Raw genomic sequence first — 17,921 nt, 5'->3', positions numbered from 1 at the left:
CCGCCGTCGTGGGCCGCGGGTAGCCTGGATGGGTGAGCGACGGTTCCAGGGATTTCCACAAGCCCGTGCGGCGACCTGCCGAGATGTTCGATCGGATCTTCGCCGCCGATGATCCGGCCGAGGTGTCGCGCGTCGCGCACAGCACGGCGCAGGCGCTGCTGGCCCGGGTGCGCGCCGACGGTTCGGGGGAGGTCGTCGACCGGCTCGTGTCGTTCACCGACGCGCACGGCATCGACGACATCGCCGAGCTGTGGTCGCGATCGCCCGCGCGCACGCTGCCCGGCGCGCTCTGGCGCCTCTACCTGCTGCAGCTGATGATCCACGACGACCCCCAGACGGCCGCCCTCCTGTACGAGCGGGGGCGCGTCCAGCTGGACTCGGCTGATCCCGTGGTCGCGGGCGCTCCCACGCCGGCCGGACCCGAGGAGCTGGTCGAGCTGATCGACACGATCCTGCGCGGACTCTTCCAGGGCGACTTCGCCGTCGCGCTGGATCGCGCCGCCGCGTTCGCGCGCGTGCAGGCCGCGGGCGCGACCTACCTGGCCGACGACTACGACGCCACGGAGGCCGAGCGGGCATCCACGCTGACGACGCGGGCGCTGCGCCTGTCGACGTACGCCGCCGACCTCACCACGTGCGCCACGCTGTGGCGTCGCGACGCGCTGACCTGAGCCGCCGCTTCGCGGGCGGAAAGCCCTGCGGAGAGATAAGCGCCGGACCGCAGAACGCCTCTCGGCGCGGAGCCGCTCAAAGCGGCAGATTATGGAGCCCGGGGTTACTGCGGCCCGGCTGTTCAATGATAACGGACGCGGGCCGTGGGGCATTCCCGTCCTAGGCTCGATCCATGGCTTGGCGTTACGCGATGATGCTCGACCCCGCGGCATCCGATGTCTCCCCGTCGTCCTTCGCGGACACGTTCCACGCAGTCGACCCGACCGCTCCTTCTCTCGCGGTCGGGGAGCTGAGCGCCCAGCGCGGCGACGGCGTCTTCGAGTCGATCGGCGTGATCGACGGGCACCCGCAGCAGCTCGAGCCGCACCTCGAGCGCCTCGCGCACTCGGCGGCGATCTGCGACCTGCCGGAGCCGCACCTCGGGCAGTGGCGCGAGGCGGTGGCCGCGGCATCCGCTCACTGCGGTCCGGGGGAGTCGGTGATCAAGCTGATCCTCAGCCGCGGCGTCGAGCAGGGACCGTCGCCCACGGCGTGGGTGACGGTGGCCTCGGCCGCCGACAACTCGCGTGCGCGGGCCGAGGGCGTGCGCGTCGTCACGCTCGACCGCGGCATCGACAGCGGTGCGGCCGCACGCGCACCCTGGCTGCTGCTGGGGGCCAAGACCCTGTCGTACGCCGTGAACATGGCGGCGATCCGGGAGGCCAAGCGCCGCGGCGCCGACGACGCCGTCTTCGTCACGAGCGACGGCATCGTGCTCGAGGCGCCGACGGCATCGGTGATCCTCCGCATCGGCGGCACGTACGTGACGCCGGCGCCCACGGGGGCGATCCTGCACGGGACGACGCAGCTCAGCGCCTTCGACTGGCTCACCGCGCACGGCCATGACGTCGAGTACCGCGACGTGCCGGTGTCGGCCCTGCGAACGGCGGATGCCGCGTGGCTGGTGTCGAGCGTGCGACTCGCGGCTCCGATCGCCTCGGTCGACGGCGCGGCCATCGCGGTCGACGCGGAGGTCACGCGATCGCTGAACGCCTACCTGCTCACGCCGCACGACTGACCCGCGGAGACGGAGAGAGGGGCGGACGCCGCGTCGCGGCATCCACCCCTCTCCCGGGTCTCCGGATTTATCCGAAGCGTCCCGACACGTAGTCCTCCGTGGCCTGCACGGCGGGCGTCGTGAAGATCGACTTCGTCTCGTTGTACTCGATGAGCTTGCCCGGCTTGCCGGTGCCCGCGATGTTGAAGAACGCCGTCTTGTCGGACACGCGGGAGGCCTGCTGCATGTTGTGCGTCACGATCACGATCGTGAAGTCCTGCTTGAGCTCCTCGATCAGCTCTTCGATCGCGTAGGTGGAGATCGGGTCGAGGGCCGAGCAGGGCTCGTCCATGAGGAGCACCTGCGGGGACACGGCGATCGCGCGGGCGATGCACAGACGCTGCTGCTGGCCGCCCGACAGTCCCGACCCGGGCTTGTCGAGGCGGTCCTTGACCTCGTTCCAGAGGTTCGCGCCCTTGAGCGACTTCTCGACGAGGCCGTCGGCGTCGGACTTGGAGATGCGCTTATTGTTGAGCTTCACGCCGGCCAGCACGTTCTCGCGGATCGACATGGTCGGGAACGGGTTCGGGCGCTGGAAGACCATGCCCACCTGGCGGCGCACGGCCACCGGGTCGACCCCGTTGCCGTAGAGGTCGTCGCCGTCGAGGAGCACCTCGCCCTCGACGCGTGCGCCGGGGATGACCTCGTGCATGCGGTTGAGGGTGCGGAGGAAGGTGGACTTGCCGCAGCCCGACGGGCCGATGAAGGCCGTGACGGAACGGGGCTCGATGGAGAGCGAGACGCCCTCGACCGCGAGGAAGTCGCTGTAGTAGACGTTGAGGTCGTTGACTTCGATGCTTTTGGACACAGGAGTTCTTTCTGCGGGTGAGTGGTCAGCGACCGGTCTTGGGCGAGAACACCTTGGCGATGACCCGCGCGACGAGGTTGAGGAGCATGACGATGAGGATGAGCGTCAGGGCGGCGGCCCAGGCGCGGTCGGTGTAGGCCTCCGGCGGGATGCCCTGGTTCGCGTACTGCGTGTACGTGTAGACCGGCAGCGTCTGCATGCGGCCGTCGAACAGGTTGTAGTTCACCGAGTCGGTGAACCCGGCCGTGATCAGCAGGGGGGCGGTCTCGCCGATGACGCGCGAGATCGACAGCATGACGCCGGTGGTGATGCCTGCGATGGCCGTCGGGAGCACGACCTTGACGATGGTCAGCCACTTCGGCACCCCGAGCGCGAACGACGCCTCGCGCAGCTCGTTGGGGACGAGCCGCAGCATCTCCTCGGTGGAGCGCACGACGACCGGGATCATCAGCACGGCGAGTGCGATCGCACCCATGATGCCGAGGCGTGCGCCGGGGCCGAGGAAGATCGCGAACAGGGCGTACGCGAAGAGTCCGGCGACGATGGACGGGATGCCGGTCATCACGTCGACGAGGAAGGTGATGCCCCGCGCCATCCGGTTGTCCTTGCCGTACTCGACGAGGTAGATGGCGGTCATGAGACCGATCGGGATGGAGATCACCGCCGCGGCCAGCGTCACCAGCAGCGTGCCGATGATGGCGTGCAGCGCGCCGCCCCCGGGGCCGACGACGTTGCGCATGGAGTTGCTGAAGAACAGCGGGTCGAAGCGGGCGACGCCGTTGGCGACGACGGTGATCGCGACCGACACGAGCGGGACCATCGCAATGAGGAAGGCCACCGTGACCAGGCCGGTCACGAAGCGGTCGGTGGCCTTGCGGGTGCCTTCGACGATGCTCGAGATCACGGTGATGAGCACGAGGTAGACGACCGCGGACGTGACGAGCCAGCCGCCGTAGTTCAGTCCGCCACCGGAGACGCCGTCCATGACGAGGAAGACGGCGAGCATGACGAGCAGGGATGCTGCGAGGAGGGCCCAGGGGACCCAGCGGGCGAGGCGGCCGCTGCGCAGCGTCTCGGGGACGCGCGCGGCCGTGACGGGTGCGGGAGCAAGAGTGGTCATGTCAGTTCGCTCCCGAGAATTCCTTGCGACGGTTCACGATGTAACGCGCGACCGCGTTGACCACGAACGTCACGATGAAGAGGATGAGGCCGGTCGCGATCAGGACGTTGATGTTCGTCGCGTAGGCCTCGGGGAAGGTCAGCGCGATGTTGGCCGCGATCGTGGACGGGTTGGTCGAGGTGAAGAGCTGGAAGGACACGGCGCCGGTGGCGGAGAGCACCATGGCGACGGCCATCGTCTCGCCGAGCGCGCGGCCCAGGCCCAGCATGGAGGCCGACACGATGCCGGAGCGGCCGAACGGGAGCACCGCCATGCGGATCATCTCCCAGCGCGTCGCCCCGAGGGCCAGTGCGGCCTCCTCGTGGAGGACGGGCGTCTGAAGGAAGATCTCGCGGCAGATCGCCGTGATGATCGGCACGACCATGACGGCGAGCACGATCGATGCGGTGAAGATCGTGCGGCCGGTGGCCGAGGCATCCCCGGCGAAGAGCGGGAACCATCCCGCGTTGGCGTTGAGCCAGGCGTAGACCGGCTGCACCGCCGGCGCGAGGATGAGGATGCCCCAGAGACCGAAGACGACGGAGGGGACAGCCGCGAGCAGGTCGACGATGTAGCCCAGTCCCTGCGCCAGGCGGCGGGGCGCGTAGTGCGTGATGAAGAGCGCGACGCCGAGCGAGAGCGGCACCGCCATCAGAAGGGCGAGGAGCGCCGCCCAGACCGTGCCGAACAGCAGCGGGCCCACGTACGCCCAGAAGTCGGACGTCAGGAGCGAGGCGGTCTCGCTGGACGCCCCGAACGCCGGGATGGACTGGATGATGAGGAACAGGGCGACGGCGGCGAGCGTCGCGAGGATCATCGATCCGGCGAAGAGGGCTGAGCCGGAGAACCAGAGGTCGCCGGGCCTCTGCTTCACCTTCGTCCGCGCCTCGGGCGCCGCGGTGGTGGCTGTCATGTCCAGTCCTCTGTCTCTGGGAGGTTCGGTCGTCCGTCGGGCGGGGGTGCGGCCCCGAGCCGACCGCGAGGGTCGGCCCGGGGCCGCGGGAAGGGGTGTTACTTGATGGCGTCGATCGCGGTGGTCGCCTTCTCGCGGAGCGAGTCGGAGATGGGGGCGCTGCCCGCGTTGGAGGCGGCCGACTCCTGGCCGCTCTCGCTGATCGCGGTGGTGAAGAAGCCCTTCACGAGCTCCGCGGCAGCCGCGTCCTTGTACTCCGCGCAGCCGATGAGGTAGCTGACGAGCATGACGGGGTAGGCGCCGGCCTCGGTGGTGGTGCGGTCGATCTTGATGGCGAGATCGGTGTCGGCACGGCCCTCGTCGAACGGCGACGCGTCGAGCGCGGTCGCGGCGCCCTCGGGCGAGTGGGCGACGAACTCGTCGCCGACCTTCACGCTGACGGCGGAGAAGTCCGCGGCCTGCGAGGAGTCGATGTAGCCGATGGTGCCCTGGCCGCCCTTGACGGCGTTGGCGACACCCGACGTGCCCTGAGCGGCCTCGCCGCCCTGCACGGGCCACTCCTCGACCGAGCCGTAGGTCCAGACCGTCTCGGCGTTCGCCGAGAGGTAGTCGGTGAAGTTGGCGGTGGTGCCCGACTTGTCCGAACGGTGGACGGGGGTGATGGCCGTGGAGGGCAGGGTCACGCCGGAGTTGGTGGCGGCGATGGCCGGGTCGTTCCAGGTGGTGATGGTGCCGGCGAAGATGCCCGCGAGCGTGGCAGCGTCGAGGTCGAGCGAGTCGACGCCGTCCAGGGTGAAGACGATCGCGATCGGCGACACGTACGCGGGGATCTCGACGAGGTCGGAGCCCGCGGCGCACGCGTCGAACGGTCCGGCGGAGATCTCGTCGGCCTTGAACGCACGGTCGGAGCCGGCGAAGGCGACGGCGCCCGATCCGAAGGACTCGCGGCCCGTGCCGGAACCGGCGGGGTCGTAGTTCACGGTGACGTCGGGGTTGGTGGTCTGGAACTCAGCGGTCCAGGACTGGATGGCGACCTGCTGCGAGGTGGCGCCGGAGCCGGTCAGCGTGCCGCTGAGGCCCGCGGGGGCGTCGCTGGAGACGGGTGCCGCGCCGGCACCGCCCTCGTTCGACGCGCAGCCGGCGAGAGTGAGTGCCGCGATGGCGGCGACAGCGCCCAGCTGGGCGATGCGGGAGATCTTCACAGTGTTCCTTCTCGGGTCAGGGTGAGGTCCGGTGCAGGACCCGTTCTGAAACGTAGGAGGCCGTTCTTACGCGCCAGGGCCGACAAGGTGAACGGAAGATGAACGACCCTGGGATCCAGCCGTGGATCTCGACGCCGATCAGGGCTTCGGTTCGTGCGTCTCGATGGCGATGATGCCCGATCCCGGGTTCGTGGTGGAGAGATGCACCACGGAGAAGGAGGCGGGTTCGAGAGATGACGCGCTTCCCAGATAGGAGCCGCGCATGGTTCCGGTGGCGAGCGCGATCTCGCTGAGGATGTCGGGCAGCACGGGCCCGTGGCTGCAGAGCACCGCCGGCTTGCCCGACCGCACCCGACGTCCGATCACTGAGCGGGGATCGGACTCGCCGCGCTCCCAGTCGTCCTGGCTGATGAGCGACGTGCGCACGATCTTCCGCCCCAGCGCGGCCGCGAGCGGCGCCACCGTCGTGACGCAGCGCACCGCGTCGCTGCTGACGATCTTGCGCACGCCGAAGGCGCTCAGCGGTCCGACGATGCTCTGCGCCTGCCGCACGCCGCGGCGGTTCAGCGGCCGGGCCGCATCCGCTCCGCTCCACTGCTCGCGCGCAGTCGCCTTGGCATGCCGAAGGACGATGATCGGGAAGGTGGAGAGCACGCCGTCGTCGACGAAGCGGAGGAAGTTCTGCAGGATCTCGACGTCGACCGGGTAGCTCAGCGAGCTCAGCGCCTTCTTCGGCGTCATCCACTCGAGCGCCGCGATCTCGCGGTTCGGGCGGAAGGTCGAGGCGCGGATCGCCTCCTCCGTCGCGTGGGCCGACCAGTAGTGCACGATCTTCTGGCGCTTGCTGGGCAGCCTGTAGCGCGAGATGCCCACCGGGATCCCGAGGTGCACGCGGATGCCGGTCTCCTCGAAGATCTCGCGCACGGCGGTCTCGGCGAGCATCTCGCCGGGGTCGACCTTGCCCTTGGGCAGCGTGATGTCGGCGTAGCCGGTGCGGTGGACGGCGAGCACCGTGAGCTTGCCCTCCACCTCGCGCCAGACGACACCGCCCGCGGCGTAGACCGCGGTCTCGGTCATCGCACCGCCCGTGCCCGGCGGCGGCGCTGGATGGCCGCCATCGTGCGCTCCTGCAGGTCGACGAGCGGGGCTCCGTCGGCGTCGGTGCTGTGCCGAGTCCACTCGCCGTCGGCGCCCAGCCACCACGAGCTGGTGGTGTCGGCCATCGCGAAGTCGAACAGGTCGGTGAGCTCCTTGACGTGCGCGGGGGCGACGACCCGCACGAGCGCCTCGACGCGGCGGTCGAGGTTGCGGTGCATCATGTCGGCGCTGCCGATGTAGACCTGCGGGTCGCCGTCGTTGTGGAAGGCGAAGATCCGCGAATGCTCCAGGTAGCGACCCAGGATGCTGCGGACCGTGATGTTCTCGCTCATGCCCGGCACGCCGGGCTTGATGGAGCAGATGCCGCGCACCCAGACCTCGACGGGCACTCCGGCCTGGCTGGCGCGGTAGAGCGCGTCGATGATCTGCTCGTCGACCATCGAGTTGACCTTGATGCGGATGTGCGCGGGCTTGCCCGCCTGCGCGTTGCGGCGCTCCTTGTCGATGGCCCGCAGCAGCCCCTTCCGCAGGTGCAGCGGCGCGACGAGCAGGCGCTTGAACTTCTTCTCGATCGCGTAGCCCGACAGCTCGTTGAAGAGGCGGGTGAGGTCGCGGCCGACCTGGTCGTCGTCGGTGAAGAGGCCGAAGTCCTCGTAGATCCGGCTGGTCTTCGGGTTGTAGTTGCCCGTGCCGATGTGGGCGTAGTGGCGCAGCACGCCGTCCTCCTCGCGGATGACGAGTGCGAGCTTGCAGTGGGTCTTCAGGCCCACCAGGCCGTACACGACGTGCACGCCGGCCTTCTCGAGCTTGCGCGCCCAGACGATGTTCGCGGCCTCGTCGAAGCGGGCCTTGACCTCGACCAGCGCGAGCACCTGCTTCCCGGACTCGGCGGCGTCGATGAGCGCCTGCACGATGGGGCTGTCGCCCGAGGTGCGGTAGAGCGTCTGCTTGATGGCCAGCACGTGCGGGTCGCGCGCGGCCTGCTCGAGGAACGCCTGGACGCTCGTGGCGAAGGACTCGTACGGGTGGTGGACGAGCACGTCGCCGGCGCGGATCGCCGCGAAGAGATCGGCGCGTCCGTTCTGCTCGGCGGGCTGGAACGGCACGGCGGTCTTCGGCACGTGCGGGGGGTACTTGAGCTCCGGACGGTCGATGCGGCTGAGGCCGAAGAGCCCCCGGAGGTCGAGGAGCCCGGGCAGGCGGTAGACCTCCTGCGCGGTGATCGACAGCTCGCTGATGAGCAGGTCGAGGGTGACGTCGTCCATGTCGTCGGTGACCTCGAGCCGGATCGGGGGACCGAACCGGCGGCGCAGCAGCTCGGCCTCCAGGGCCTGGATGAGGTTCTCGGTCTCGTCCTCCTCGATGACCACGTCTTCGTTGCGGGTGAGGCGGAAGGTGTGGTGGTCGAGGATCTCCATGCCGGGGAACAGGTCGCCCAGGTGATTGGAGATCAGGTCTTCGAGCGGCAGGTACCGGATGATGTTCGTGTCGGGGTCATGGGGGACCTCGATCAGCCGGGGCAGCATCGGCGGCACCTTCAGTCGCGCGAACTCCTGGCGACCTGTGCGGGCGTTGCGGATGCGGATCGCGAGGTTCAGCGACAGGCCCGAGATGTAGGGGAACGGGTGCGCCGGGTCGACGGCCAGCGGCATGAGCACGGGGAACACCTGCGACTGGAAGTACTCCGACAGGTTCTCCCGCTCGATGTCCGACAGCTCGGGCCACGAGATGACCTCGACGCCCGCATCGGCCAGAGCGGGCCGCACCAGGGTGGTCCAGGCATCCGCGTGCCGCTCCTGCAGGCGGTGCGCCTCGCCGGAGATGTCGGTCAGGACGTCCTGCGCCGCGCGCCCGACGTTGGTGGGCACGGCCAGGCCGGTGATGATGCGGCGCTTGAGGCCCGCGACGCGCACCATGAAGAACTCGTCGAGGTTGCTGGCGAAGATGGCCAGGAAGTTCGCCCGCTCGAGCAGCGGGACGTTCGGGTCCTCCGACAGCTCCAGCACCCGCTTGTTGAAGGCGAGCCAGCTGACCTCGCGGTCGAGGTACCTGTTCTCGGGCAGCTGCGCGTCGGCCGCCTCGAACGCCTCGTCGAAGTCGTCGTCGTCCGCATCGCCCAGTCCGGCATCGAGCAGGTCGTGTTCGATCATCCCCACATCATTGCAGGGTGAGGTGACGCGCGCGTGAACGGGTGGGGGCCTGGCGCCGCGTCAGGATCGGACGGCCGGAGCGGGCAGCTGGTCGTCCTCGTAGACGTTGAAGCGGTAGCCCACGTTGCGCACGGTGCCGATCAGCTGCTCCAGGTCGCCGAGCTTCGCGCGGAGGCGACGGACGTGCACGTCGACGGTGCGGGTGCCTCCGAAGTAGTCGTAGCCCCACACCTCACTGAGCAGCTGCTCGCGGGTGAAGACGCGCGACGGGTGCGTCGCGAAGAAGTGCAGGAGCTGGAACTCTTTGTAGGTGAGGTCGAGCGCCTTCCCGTGCACCTTCGCAGAATAGGAGGACTCGTCGATCGTGATGCCGGAGGTCTGGATGCGGGTGCTGACCTGCTCGGCGCTCTGACGCCCGATCGCGAGGCGGACGCGGGCATCCACCTCGGCGGGACCGGCGGTGACGAGGATGACGTCGTCCACGCCCCAGTCGGTGGAGACCGCCGCTAGGCCGCCCTCGGTCACGACGAGGAGGAGCGGGGCGTCCAGTCCTGTCGTGGTCAGGATCTTGCACAGCGACTTCGCGCTGACCAGGTCGAGGCGGGCGTCGACGATCACCACGTCGGCCGCCGGAGCGTTGACGAGCGAGGCGGGTTCGGCGGGGATCTGCCGCACCCGGTGGCTGAGCAGCTCGAGGGACGGCAGGACGGCGCCACCCCCCAGAGTGGAGCTCAGAACAAGAAGCTGTGCCAAGAAGCGCCGTCCTTCCGCGGCGGATTCCCGGCCACGTCGGCTTCAGTTTACGACGAGGACGCGCCTCCTCCGATCGGCGGTCGTCACGGATGCCGCCACATGCCGATAGCGGCGGATGCGGCGGCCCGTGGTGTGGGGGATGATGAGGGTGTGGTCGTTCCAGAACTCGCGCCCCGGCGCACCTTCGGCGGAGTCGTCGCGGTGTGGGGTGTGGCCGCTGTCGTCGGCGTCGCGATCGGCGCCTTCGTGCCGGCCGAGTGGCGTGCCGCCTGGCTCATCGTGAGCCTGGGCGGATGCCTGCTCCTGAGCTTCGGCGTGCAGCTGTGGTTCGGACGCTCGCAGGGCTTCACGGAGCGGGTCGCCGCGGGTGTGCTCGGAGCCCTGCTCGTGCTCGGCGTCATCAGCGCGGGGTTCGGTCTCGCGGCTGTCGTTCCGGGATAAGCTCGCAGCATGGACGGTCTCCTTGCACTCGAATTGTTCTTCGTGGGCCTTCTCGTGCTCGCATCGCTGGCGATCTTCTTCGTGTCCGGTGTGGTGCTGAAGAACCTGTTCCGCGGCCAGCGCTGAGCCGGGGCGTCGTGTTCGACCTGCCGACCGACCTCCCCGCCGACCTGGTGCCGCTGTCATGGCTCATCGGCGTCTGGGAGGGCACCGGAGTCATCGACTACACCGTGGGCGACACCCGCTACACCGGTGAGTTCGCGCATCGCGTGAGCTTCACGCCCCACGGCGCTCAGCTCCGCTACGCCGCCGATGCCTGGTTCCTCGAAGGGTCGGGCGAGGAGCAGACGCGCACACCCCTGGTCTCCGAGGTCGGCTTCTGGCGCCTCGCCCGCCCCGCGGGTCCGCAGGACCCCGGCCCGGGACTCCTGCCGGCCACCGAGCCGGCCGTCGTCCGCACCGCCGACGACGTCGAGGCGCTCCGCAACGCCGAGGGCGGCTTCGACATCGAGGTGCTCCTCGCGCACTCCGACGGAGTGGGCGAGCTGTACCTCGGTCAGGTGCGAGGACCGCGCATCGATCTGGGCACCGACCACGTGGCGCGCACGGCGTCGGCGAAGGCCTACGCCGCGGCATCCCGCATGTACGGACTGGTCGACGGCCACCTGCTCTGGGCGTGGGACATCGCGGCTCTCGGGCAGGAGCTCGGCTCCCACGCCTCCGCGCGGCTCGCGCGGGCCGAGTGATGGACGCCACGACCGCACCCGACGCCGAGTTCGCCCGCGTGCCCGGCGCCGTGGTCGACGAGACGGGCCTGCGCCACCTCGGCAACCCGCTCGGCGAGCAGCGGGCGCTCGCCGCCGGCACCGCCGTCGCCCCCCTCGCCGACCGGCGCGTGCTCGCGGTCTCGGGGGAGGACCGTCTGAGCTGGCTCGACTCCGTCGCCTCGCAGGCGCTCGCCCGGCTGCAGCCCGGGGTCAGCACCGAGCTCCTCATCCTCGACCCGCAGGGCCGCATCGAGCACGCCGCGTCCGTCGTCGACGACGGCGAGACGACCTGGCTGCTCGTCGACGACTCCGATGCCGATCCGCTGCTGGCCTGGCTGCTGCGGATGCGGTTCCGCCTCCGCGTCCAGCCCCGTGACGCCTCCGACGAGTACGCGGTGGTCGGCGGCACGGCGGCGGCCGCGGCATCCCTCCCCGCGGTATCGCCCGCGGGTGTCCCGCTCGTCTGGCACGATCCGTGGCCCGGGGTCTCGGTCGGCGGCTGGGGCTACGCGGTGACCGCGCCGCACCCGGGCATCGACCGCGACTGGGCGGAGGCCGTCGTGCCCCGCGCGCAGCTGGCGGAACTCGCCGACGCGGCCGTGCGCGGAGAGCGGATGCTGGCCGGCCGCGATGCCGCGGAGGCCCTGCGGATCGCCGCCTGGCGCCCCCGGCGCTCAGCGGATGTGGACGAGCGTGCCATCCCTCACGAGCTGGACTGGATGCGCACCGCCGTGCACCTCGAGAAGGGCTGCTACCGCGGGCAGGAGACCGTCGCGAAGGTGCACAACCTCGGCCATCCGCCGCGACGCCTGGTCGCTCTGCAGCTCGACGGCAGCGGCTCGGAGCTCCCGAAGCAGGGTGCGGAGGTGCGCGTGGGCGACGACGTCGTCGGCGCGGTGACCTCGGTCGCGCTGCACTTCGAGGAGGGCCCGATCGCGCTCGCGGTGGTCAAGCGCACGACGCCGGTCGATGCGCAGCTGCTGGTCGACGGGGCGGACGGCCCCATCGCCGCCGCGCAGGAAGTGATCGTGCCGCCCGAAGCGGGTGCCACGGCGAACGTGCCGCGACTGCCCCGCCTGGGCCGGCGCACCCGCGCATGAGGACCTCCGCGCGGGCGCGATGAGCAGCTCGCGGGAGCCGGCGACCGGCACGACGGTCATCCCCACGGGCTGGCGGGCGCGCATCGATCCCCGGCCGGGGCTTGTGAGGGTCTACGGCTCGACCAACGCGATCCTCCAGATCGTCATCGCGGCCACCGGCGCCTACCTGTTCGCCACCGGGGTGCTGGGCCACACCGCACCGCTGCTGGCCGCCACCGTCACCGTCTCGAGCCTCGGCCTCGTGCGCGACGCGCGACCCCGGCGGGTGCTGGAGACGGTGCTCGGGATGCTGGTGGGCATCCTGGTCGCGGAGCTGCTGCTCCTCGTCGCCGGCTCGGGCTGGTGGCAGCTGGCCATCGCGCTCGCCGCGACGCTCGCCGTGGCGCGCTTCCTCTCGGATCAGGCGGGTTTCGCGATCGCCGCGGCCATCCAGTCGCTCATCGTGATGATCATCCCGGCCAACACGCCGTTCCTCCGCCTGGCCGACGGCCTCGTCGGCGGGGTCGCGGCACTGCTGGTCACCGCTCTCGTGCCGCGGAACCCGAGCCGCGCCGCTGCCCGCGACGGCGCGGCGCTCTTCGCCGGCTTCGACAACGCCGCCGCGACCGTCGCGCAGGCGCTGCGGCGCGCCGACCGCATCCGCGGCGCCCGCGGACTCGAGAAGGCCCGCGCCCTGCAGCCGCTCGTCGACCAATGGCGGTCGTCGCTGGAGTCGGGGCTGTCGATCGCCCGCATCTCGCCGTTCCTCCGCCGCCAGCGCTCCGAGCTGGAGCGGGAGGAGCGCATCCGGCAGTCGATGGACCTGGCCACCCGCAACCTGCGCGTCATCGCCCGCCGCGCGGTGTACCTCCTCGACGACGGCGTGCCCCGGCCGGTCGCGGCCGACGTCGTCGGCGAGCTCGCGCAGGGTGCGCGGCTCATCGCCGACTCGCTGCACGACATCTCGCAGGAGCCGATCGCGCGCGAGGTGCTGCGCGCCGTCGCCGGGCGGCTCGAGCCGTCCGACCTGCTGCCCGAGGCCTCGCTGGGCGAGCACAACCTCATCGCCGCGCTGCGGCCGCTCGCCGTCGATCTGCTGACCGCGACCGGGATGCCGGCGGATGAGGCGCGGGCGAGCGTGCCGCGCATCTGAGCCGACCGTGGAGGCGTCAGTCGGGAGCGACGGCGCTCCAGGGCACCGTGGTCTCGCCGAGACGCCAGCGGGCGCGCTCGAGCAGGGGCCAGCCGGCATCCGTCATCGACTGCAGGGCGCGCCGCCACCGCTCGACCGGTCCGAACGGGGCGAGGGCGACCGCGCGCTCCCACTCCGCGTCGAGCGCGGACAGGAAGGCGTGGACGCGCTCGCCGGCGACGTTGTGGTGGATGAGCGCCTTCGGGAGCCGCTCGGCGGCGATCGAGGGATGCTCCAGCCCGGCCAGTCGGAGCGACACGGTGAGCGTGCGCGGCGCGGCGTCTGAGCCGATCGCGACCCACGTGCAGACACGGCCGATCTCGTCGCAGGTGCCCTCGACGAGGAGTCCGCCGGGGGAGAGCCGGGCGGCCATGCGGCGCCACGCGTCCGGGACGTCGGCCTCGTCGTACTGCCGCAGCACGTTCATCGCCCGGACGACCGCCGGGCGGCGGCCGTCGGGCAGCGGCACCTCGAACCCGCCGATGCCGAACGACACGGCCGCGTCGGGTGCGAACGAGCTCTCACCGGCGCGCACGGCCGCGAGCTGCTCGCGGGCGCGCGCCACCCGCGACGGCTCGATCTCGAGCCCGCGCACCTCGACTTTGGGGCGTGAGCGGGCGAGACGCGCGTGCAGCTCGAGTGCGGTGACGCCGCTGGCGCCGTAGCCGAGGTCGACCACCAGCGGATCGGCCGCACGCTGCAGCTCGGGGCGGCGGGCGATCCAGCGGTCCACCCGGCGGAGCCGGTTCGTCCCGGTCGTGCCTCGCGTCACGCGGCCGATGGGGGATCCCGCTCTCGCCATGCGTCCATGATCCCAGGTGCGCCCGCGCCGCACGCCGAGCGGACGCGGGGCGCGGCATCCCCTCGATATCATCGAGGCATGAGTGCGCCCCACACGCTGATCCTCCTTCGCCACGGCCAGAGCGAATGGAACGAGCTGAACCTGTTCACCGGCTGGGTGGACGTCCGCCTGACCGACCAGGGCAAGGCCGAGGCCAAGCGCGGCGGTGAGCTGCTCGCCGAGGCGGGCCTGCACCCCGACGTGCTGTACACCTCGGTTCTGAGCCGCGCGATCCAGACGGCGAACATCGCCCTGGACGCCGCCGACCGCCTCTGGATCCCCGTGAAGCGCTCGTGGCGCCTCAACGAGCGTCACTACGGCGCGCTGCAGGGCAAGGACAAGGCCCAGACGCTCGAGGAGTTCGGCCAGGACCAGTTCATGCTGTGGCGCCGCTCGTTCGACGTGCCGCCGCCCGACCTCGCGGACGACAGCGAGTGGAGTCAGGTCGGCGACCCCCGTTACGACGGCATCGACGGCGAGGTGCCCCGCACCGAGTCGCTGAAGATCGTCATCGATCGTCTGCTGCCGTACTGGGCGAGCGACATCTCCGCCGACCTGTCGGCGGGCAAGACCGTGCTCGTGACCGCGCACGGCAACTCGCTGCGCGCGCTCGTGAAGCACCTCGAGGGCATCAGCGACGCGGACATCGCCGAGGTGAACATCCCGACCGGCATCCCGCTCGTCTACCGCCTCGACGACAACCTCGAGCCGCTGGGTCCGGGCACCTACCTCGACCCCGAGGCCGCCGCCGCGGGCGCGGCCGCCGTCGCCTCGCAGGGCAAGAAGTAGACCTCAGCACCGACGCCGAAGCGGCTGCCACCTTCCGGTGACAGCCGCTTCGGCGTTCGTGCGCTCAGACCGTCGCGGGGACGCTCTCGGAGTCGGTGTCCTGAGCCCAGTCGCCGGTGGCGAGGTAGACGACCTTCTTGGAGACCGACACGGCGTGGTCGGCGAAGCGCTCCAGGTAGCGGCTCGCGAGGGTCGCGTCGACCGTGGCCGACGGCTCGCCGGTCCAGCTGTCGCTGAGCACCTTCTCGAACACGCTGATGTGCAGCTCGTCGATCGCGTCGTCGGAGTTGCGCAGCAGCTCGGCGAGCGAGAGATCCTCGTTGCGCAGCAGCTCGGTCAGCGTGCGCGCGACCTCGACGTCGAGCTCGCCCATGCGGGTGAAGGTCGACTTCAGACCCTTGGGGATCGCGCGCTCGGGGAAGCGCATGCGGGTCAGCTGCGCGATGTGCTCGGCGATGTCGCCCATGCGCTCCAGCGATGCGCTCACGCGAAGAGCCGTCACGACGATCCGCAGGTCGCGGGCGACGGGCTGCTGGCGGGCGAGGATCTCGATGGCCAGCTCGTCGAGGGCGATGGCCTTGTCGTCGATGATGCTGTCGGCCTCGATGACCTCCTCGGCGAGGGAGATGTCGCTGCTGCCGAAGGCGCGGGTGGCCTTGTCGATGGCGATGGTGACGAGCTCGGAGATCTCGACGAGCCGAGCCTGAACGTCCTCGAGTGACTGGTGGAATACTTCGCGCATCTGAGCACCTCTCCTGATCCGCGGCGTTTCCGGGCATGCCGCGACGACGATTCTCGCCGGGGCGATCATCGCCAGCGAAGGTTAACGGCTGGTGCCGCCGCGGTGAATAGTACCCGGGTCCTCCCGCGTGCGGGCCGTCCGAGCCGTGGGCGGCCCGCTCCGCGGATTACTGTGGAGGGATGGATACGATGCAGCTCCTGCTGCTCGCCCTTCTCGTCGGCGCCGCGTTCGGGGCATTCGTGTCGGCCGTCGTCGTCCTCGCTCTGCGGGCCCGCGACCGCCTGCGCGTCGCCACCTCGCTGGAGATCCCCGACGGCGTGCGCGAGGTGCTGCACAGCATGGATGACGGCGCCGTCGTCGTCGACACCTCGGGCACCGTGCTGGCCGCATCGGCGCAGGCCGGTGCGTTCGGGATGCTGGAGGGCGAGGCTCTGCGCAGCGACGAGCTGCGCGCGCTGGCGCGTTCGGCGCGTGGCGGGCACCTGGCCGCCACGGAGACCATGCGTCTGCGACGCGGAGCCGCGCCGGCCGAGCCGCGGCTCGTCGCCGCCCGCGCGACCCGCATCTCCGAGCGCCTCACGCTCCTGATCTTCCGCGACATCACCGAGCGCGAGCGGGTGGAGGAGATGCGCCGCGACTTCGTCGCCAACACCTCCCACGAGCTGAAGACCCCCGTCGGCGCGGTCCTGCTCCTCGCCGAGGCGATCGAGTCCGCCGCCGACGACCCCGACCAGGTGCGCCATTTCGCCGTCCGTCTCGGCGCGGAGGCCAACCGCCTCGCGGGCCTCACCTCCCGCATCATGAGCCTGTCCCGACTGCAGGCCGCCGACGAGCTCAACGAGAACCGCCGCGTCTCCGTCGACGAGGTCGTCGCCTCCGCGATGGACGCCCATGCGCTGCAGGCCGACTCCGCGCGCGTCGAGGTGCAGCGCGGCGGCGACCGTCGCCTGTACGTGCAGGGCGACATGCAGGTGCTCAGCGAAGCGGTCGGCAATCTGCTGGCGAACGCCATCGCGTACTCGCCGGCCGGCTCGAGCGTCGGCATCGGCGTGCGGGCCGTCGGCGACGTCGTCGAGATCGCCGTGACCGACCGCGGCATCGGCATCTCCGAGGCCGATCAGCAGCGCATCTTCGAGCGGTTCTACCGCGCCGATCAGGCGCGCTCGCGACGCACCGGCGGCACGGGGCTCGGCCTGTCGATCGTCAAGTACGCCGTGCAGCGGCACGGGGGAGAGGTGCGGCTCTGGTCGCGCCCGGGACGCGGTTCCACCTTCACCATCCGACTGCCCCTCGTCGAGGCGCCCGAAGACCAGTCACGTCCGAAGAAGCCCACGCGCAAGAAGAAGCCGGTGGCCGCCAAGGCCGCCCGCACTCCGGTGACCGCACCCGCGGCATCCGGAACCGACGTCCCGAACGGAGACACCCCATGACCCGCGTCCTGATCGTCGAGGACGAGCCGGATCTGGCCGACCCGCTCGCCTACCTGCTGCGCCGCGAGGGCTACGACGTCGAGATCGCCGAGGACGGCCCGTCCGCCCTCACCGCGTTCCGCGAGCGCGGTGCCGACATCGTGCTGCTCGACCTCATGCTGCCCGGGATGCCGGGTACCGAGGTGTGCCGGCAGATCCGCGTCGCCTCGGCCGTGCCGATCATCATGCTGACGGCGAAGGACTCCGAGGTCGACATCGTCGTGGGGCTCGAGCTGGGCGCCGACGACTACGTCACCAAGCCGTACTCCGCGCGAGAGCTGCTCGCCCGCATGCGCGCGGTGCTGCGCCGCCTCGTGCAGCTGGACAACGACCTCGACGAGCGCGTGCTCACGGGCGGGCGCGTGACGGTCGACATCGACCGGCACACCGTCGCGGTGGACGGCCGCGAGATCGGGATGCCGCTCAAGGAGTTCGAGCTGCTCGAGGTGCTGATGCGCAACGCCGGCCGCGTGCTGACCCGCGGCCAGCTCATCGACCGCGTGTGGGGGACCGACTACTTCGGCGACACCAAGACGCTCGACGTGCACATCAAGCGCATCCGCTCGCGCATCGAGACCAACCCGAGCGAGCCGACGATGCTCGTCACCGTGCGCGGGCTCGGCTACCGCTTCGAGGGCTGAGGCAACGGCGGCCGACTCGTGCGCGCCGGGCGGCGTGCGCCGGTCGGCATGCGTGCGGGCCGGACCCTGTGCGGATCAGCGTGCGTGCGGGGCAGCGCGTGCGGGCCGA

General features: G+C 70.9%; 18 protein-coding genes. 9 read left to right on the top strand and 9 right to left on the bottom strand.

Going from position 1 to position 17,921, the window contains the following annotated elements; genetic code table 11:
• The first annotated feature begins 32 nt into the window (after positions 1 to 32).
• Together CVS47_RS11215 and CVS47_RS11210 are read left to right on the top strand one after the other, a co-directional pair.
• On the top strand, positions 33 to 671 hold the full coding sequence (locus tag CVS47_RS11215) for a DNA-directed RNA polymerase subunit beta (RefSeq protein WP_127096157.1): 639 nt from the start codon (positions 33 to 35) through the stop codon (positions 669 to 671).
• 173 nt (positions 672 to 844) lie between these two features.
• Positions 845 to 1,729 carry an aminodeoxychorismate lyase gene (locus CVS47_RS11210; RefSeq protein ID WP_127096156.1) on the top strand — a complete coding sequence of 295 codons (885 nt, stop codon included), beginning with the start codon at positions 845 to 847 and terminating at the stop codon, positions 1,727 to 1,729.
• Positions 1,730 to 1,796: 67 nt separating this feature from the next.
• Here CVS47_RS11210 and pstB read toward each other — a convergent pair whose 3' ends face one another.
• The 7 genes from pstB to CVS47_RS11175 form a co-directional block, all read right to left on the bottom strand.
• A complete protein-coding gene (pstB, locus tag CVS47_RS11205; protein ID WP_127096155.1) occupies positions 1,797 to 2,576 on the bottom strand; it encodes a phosphate ABC transporter ATP-binding protein PstB in 780 nt (259 codons plus the stop codon).
• A gap of 25 nt (positions 2,577 to 2,601) precedes the next feature.
• A complete protein-coding gene (gene pstA / locus CVS47_RS11200) occupies positions 2,602 to 3,696 on the bottom strand; it encodes a phosphate ABC transporter permease PstA (RefSeq protein ID WP_127096154.1) in 1,095 nt (364 codons plus the stop codon).
• A 1-nt stretch (position 3,697) separates the two neighbouring features.
• Positions 3,698 to 4,648, bottom strand: coding sequence for a phosphate ABC transporter permease subunit PstC (gene pstC, locus CVS47_RS11195; protein WP_127096153.1), 951 nt, complete (start codon positions 4,646 to 4,648; stop codon positions 3,698 to 3,700).
• Positions 4,649 to 4,746: 98 nt separating this feature from the next.
• The gene (pstS, locus tag CVS47_RS11190) at positions 4,747 to 5,850 is read right to left on the bottom strand and encodes a phosphate ABC transporter substrate-binding protein PstS (RefSeq protein ID WP_127096152.1); all 1,104 of its coding nucleotides are present in this window, start codon (positions 5,848 to 5,850) and stop codon (positions 4,747 to 4,749) included.
• Between the two features lie 138 nt (positions 5,851 to 5,988).
• A complete protein-coding gene (locus tag CVS47_RS11185; protein WP_127096151.1) occupies positions 5,989 to 6,927 on the bottom strand; it encodes an NUDIX hydrolase in 939 nt (312 codons plus the stop codon).
• Positions 6,924 to 9,098, bottom strand: a complete 2,175-nt coding sequence (locus tag CVS47_RS11180) for an RNA degradosome polyphosphate kinase (protein WP_127096150.1) — start codon at positions 9,096 to 9,098, stop codon at positions 6,924 to 6,926. The genes CVS47_RS11185 and CVS47_RS11180 overlap by 4 nt, the downstream gene beginning before the upstream one ends.
• Positions 9,099 to 9,158: 60 nt before the next feature.
• Entirely contained in the window at positions 9,159 to 9,851 is a 693-nt protein-coding gene (locus CVS47_RS11175; protein ID WP_127096149.1) for a winged helix-turn-helix domain-containing protein, read from the bottom strand.
• A 150-nt stretch (positions 9,852 to 10,001) separates the two neighbouring features.
• On the opposite strand from CVS47_RS11175, the gene CVS47_RS11170 reads away from it, so the two are divergent.
• From CVS47_RS11170 to CVS47_RS11155, 4 genes are all read left to right on the top strand, one after another.
• Positions 10,002 to 10,292 carry a hypothetical protein gene (locus CVS47_RS11170; protein WP_127096148.1) on the top strand — a complete coding sequence of 97 codons (291 nt, stop codon included), beginning with the start codon at positions 10,002 to 10,004 and terminating at the stop codon, positions 10,290 to 10,292.
• 137 nt (positions 10,293 to 10,429) lie between these two features.
• Complete coding sequence (locus CVS47_RS11165; RefSeq protein WP_127096147.1) at positions 10,430 to 11,038, top strand: nitrobindin family protein; 609 nt, start codon at positions 10,430 to 10,432, stop codon at positions 11,036 to 11,038.
• A complete protein-coding gene (gene ygfZ / locus CVS47_RS11160) occupies positions 11,038 to 12,159 on the top strand; it encodes a CAF17-like 4Fe-4S cluster assembly/insertion protein YgfZ (protein WP_127096146.1) in 1,122 nt (373 codons plus the stop codon). The genes CVS47_RS11165 and ygfZ overlap by 1 nt, the downstream gene beginning before the upstream one ends.
• Positions 12,160 to 12,178: 19 nt before the next feature.
• Entirely contained in the window at positions 12,179 to 13,291 is a 1,113-nt protein-coding gene (locus tag CVS47_RS11155) for an FUSC family protein (protein ID WP_127096145.1), read from the top strand.
• 16 nt (positions 13,292 to 13,307) lie between these two features.
• Here the strand turns inward: CVS47_RS11155 and CVS47_RS11150 are convergent, their stop codons facing one another.
• On the bottom strand, positions 13,308 to 14,132 hold the full coding sequence (locus tag CVS47_RS11150) for a class I SAM-dependent methyltransferase (RefSeq protein WP_127096144.1): 825 nt from the start codon (positions 14,130 to 14,132) through the stop codon (positions 13,308 to 13,310).
• A gap of 78 nt (positions 14,133 to 14,210) precedes the next feature.
• Between CVS47_RS11150 and CVS47_RS11145 the strand changes: the two genes are divergently transcribed.
• A complete protein-coding gene (locus CVS47_RS11145; protein ID WP_127096143.1) occupies positions 14,211 to 14,960 on the top strand; it encodes a phosphoglyceromutase in 750 nt (249 codons plus the stop codon).
• Between the two features lie 64 nt (positions 14,961 to 15,024).
• Here CVS47_RS11145 and phoU read toward each other — a convergent pair whose 3' ends face one another.
• Positions 15,025 to 15,702, bottom strand: coding sequence for a phosphate signaling complex protein PhoU (gene phoU, locus CVS47_RS11140; protein WP_127096142.1), 678 nt, complete (start codon positions 15,700 to 15,702; stop codon positions 15,025 to 15,027).
• A gap of 179 nt (positions 15,703 to 15,881) precedes the next feature.
• Here phoU and CVS47_RS11135 point away from each other — a divergent pair, with 179 nt between their 5' ends.
• Entirely contained in the window at positions 15,882 to 17,132 is a 1,251-nt protein-coding gene (locus CVS47_RS11135; RefSeq protein ID WP_127096141.1) for a sensor histidine kinase, read from the top strand.
• Entirely contained in the window at positions 17,129 to 17,812 is a 684-nt protein-coding gene (locus CVS47_RS11130) for a response regulator transcription factor (RefSeq protein ID WP_127096140.1), read from the top strand. Before CVS47_RS11135 ends, CVS47_RS11130 begins: the two co-directional genes overlap by 4 nt.
• The last annotated feature ends 109 nt before the right edge of the window (positions 17,813 to 17,921 follow it).

Origin of the sequence: Microbacterium lemovicicum (assembly GCF_003991875.1) — a bacterium.
In the GTDB taxonomy this organism is placed as follows: Bacteria; Actinomycetota; Actinomycetes; order Actinomycetales; family Microbacteriaceae; genus Microbacterium; species Microbacterium lemovicicum.
The sequence above is the reverse complement of the archived record's forward strand: the minus strand, read 5'-3'. Positions and strand labels throughout refer to the sequence as shown.

What these genes read in the sequence shown, in the direction of transcription:
- CVS47_RS11155 (WP_127096145.1), top strand. Translation starts at nt 12,179, where the DNA reads ATGAGCAGCTCGCGGGAGCCGGCGACCGGCACGACGGTCATCCCCACG.
- CVS47_RS11180 (WP_127096150.1), bottom strand. Translation starts at nt 9,098, where the DNA reads ATGATCGAACACGACCTGCTCGATGCCGGACTGGGCGATGCGGACGAC.
- ygfZ (WP_127096146.1), top strand. Translation starts at nt 11,038, where the DNA reads ATGGACGCCACGACCGCACCCGACGCCGAGTTCGCCCGCGTGCCCGGC.
- CVS47_RS11150 (WP_127096144.1), bottom strand. Translation starts at nt 14,132, where the DNA reads ATGGCGAGAGCGGGATCCCCCATCGGCCGCGTGACGCGAGGCACGACC.
- CVS47_RS11145 (WP_127096143.1), top strand. Translation starts at nt 14,211, where the DNA reads ATGAGTGCGCCCCACACGCTGATCCTCCTTCGCCACGGCCAGAGCGAA.
- CVS47_RS11135 (WP_127096141.1), top strand. Translation starts at nt 15,882, where the DNA reads ATGGATACGATGCAGCTCCTGCTGCTCGCCCTTCTCGTCGGCGCCGCG.
- CVS47_RS11130 (WP_127096140.1), top strand. Translation starts at nt 17,129, where the DNA reads ATGACCCGCGTCCTGATCGTCGAGGACGAGCCGGATCTGGCCGACCCG.
- phoU (WP_127096142.1), bottom strand. Translation starts at nt 15,702, where the DNA reads ATGCGCGAAGTATTCCACCAGTCACTCGAGGACGTTCAGGCTCGGCTC.
- CVS47_RS11210 (WP_127096156.1), top strand. Translation starts at nt 845, where the DNA reads ATGGCTTGGCGTTACGCGATGATGCTCGACCCCGCGGCATCCGATGTC.
- pstC (WP_127096153.1), bottom strand. Translation starts at nt 4,648, where the DNA reads ATGACAGCCACCACCGCGGCGCCCGAGGCGCGGACGAAGGTGAAGCAG.
- CVS47_RS11185 (WP_127096151.1), bottom strand. Translation starts at nt 6,927, where the DNA reads ATGACCGAGACCGCGGTCTACGCCGCGGGCGGTGTCGTCTGGCGCGAG.
- pstA (WP_127096154.1), bottom strand. Translation starts at nt 3,696, where the DNA reads ATGACCACTCTTGCTCCCGCACCCGTCACGGCCGCGCGCGTCCCCGAG.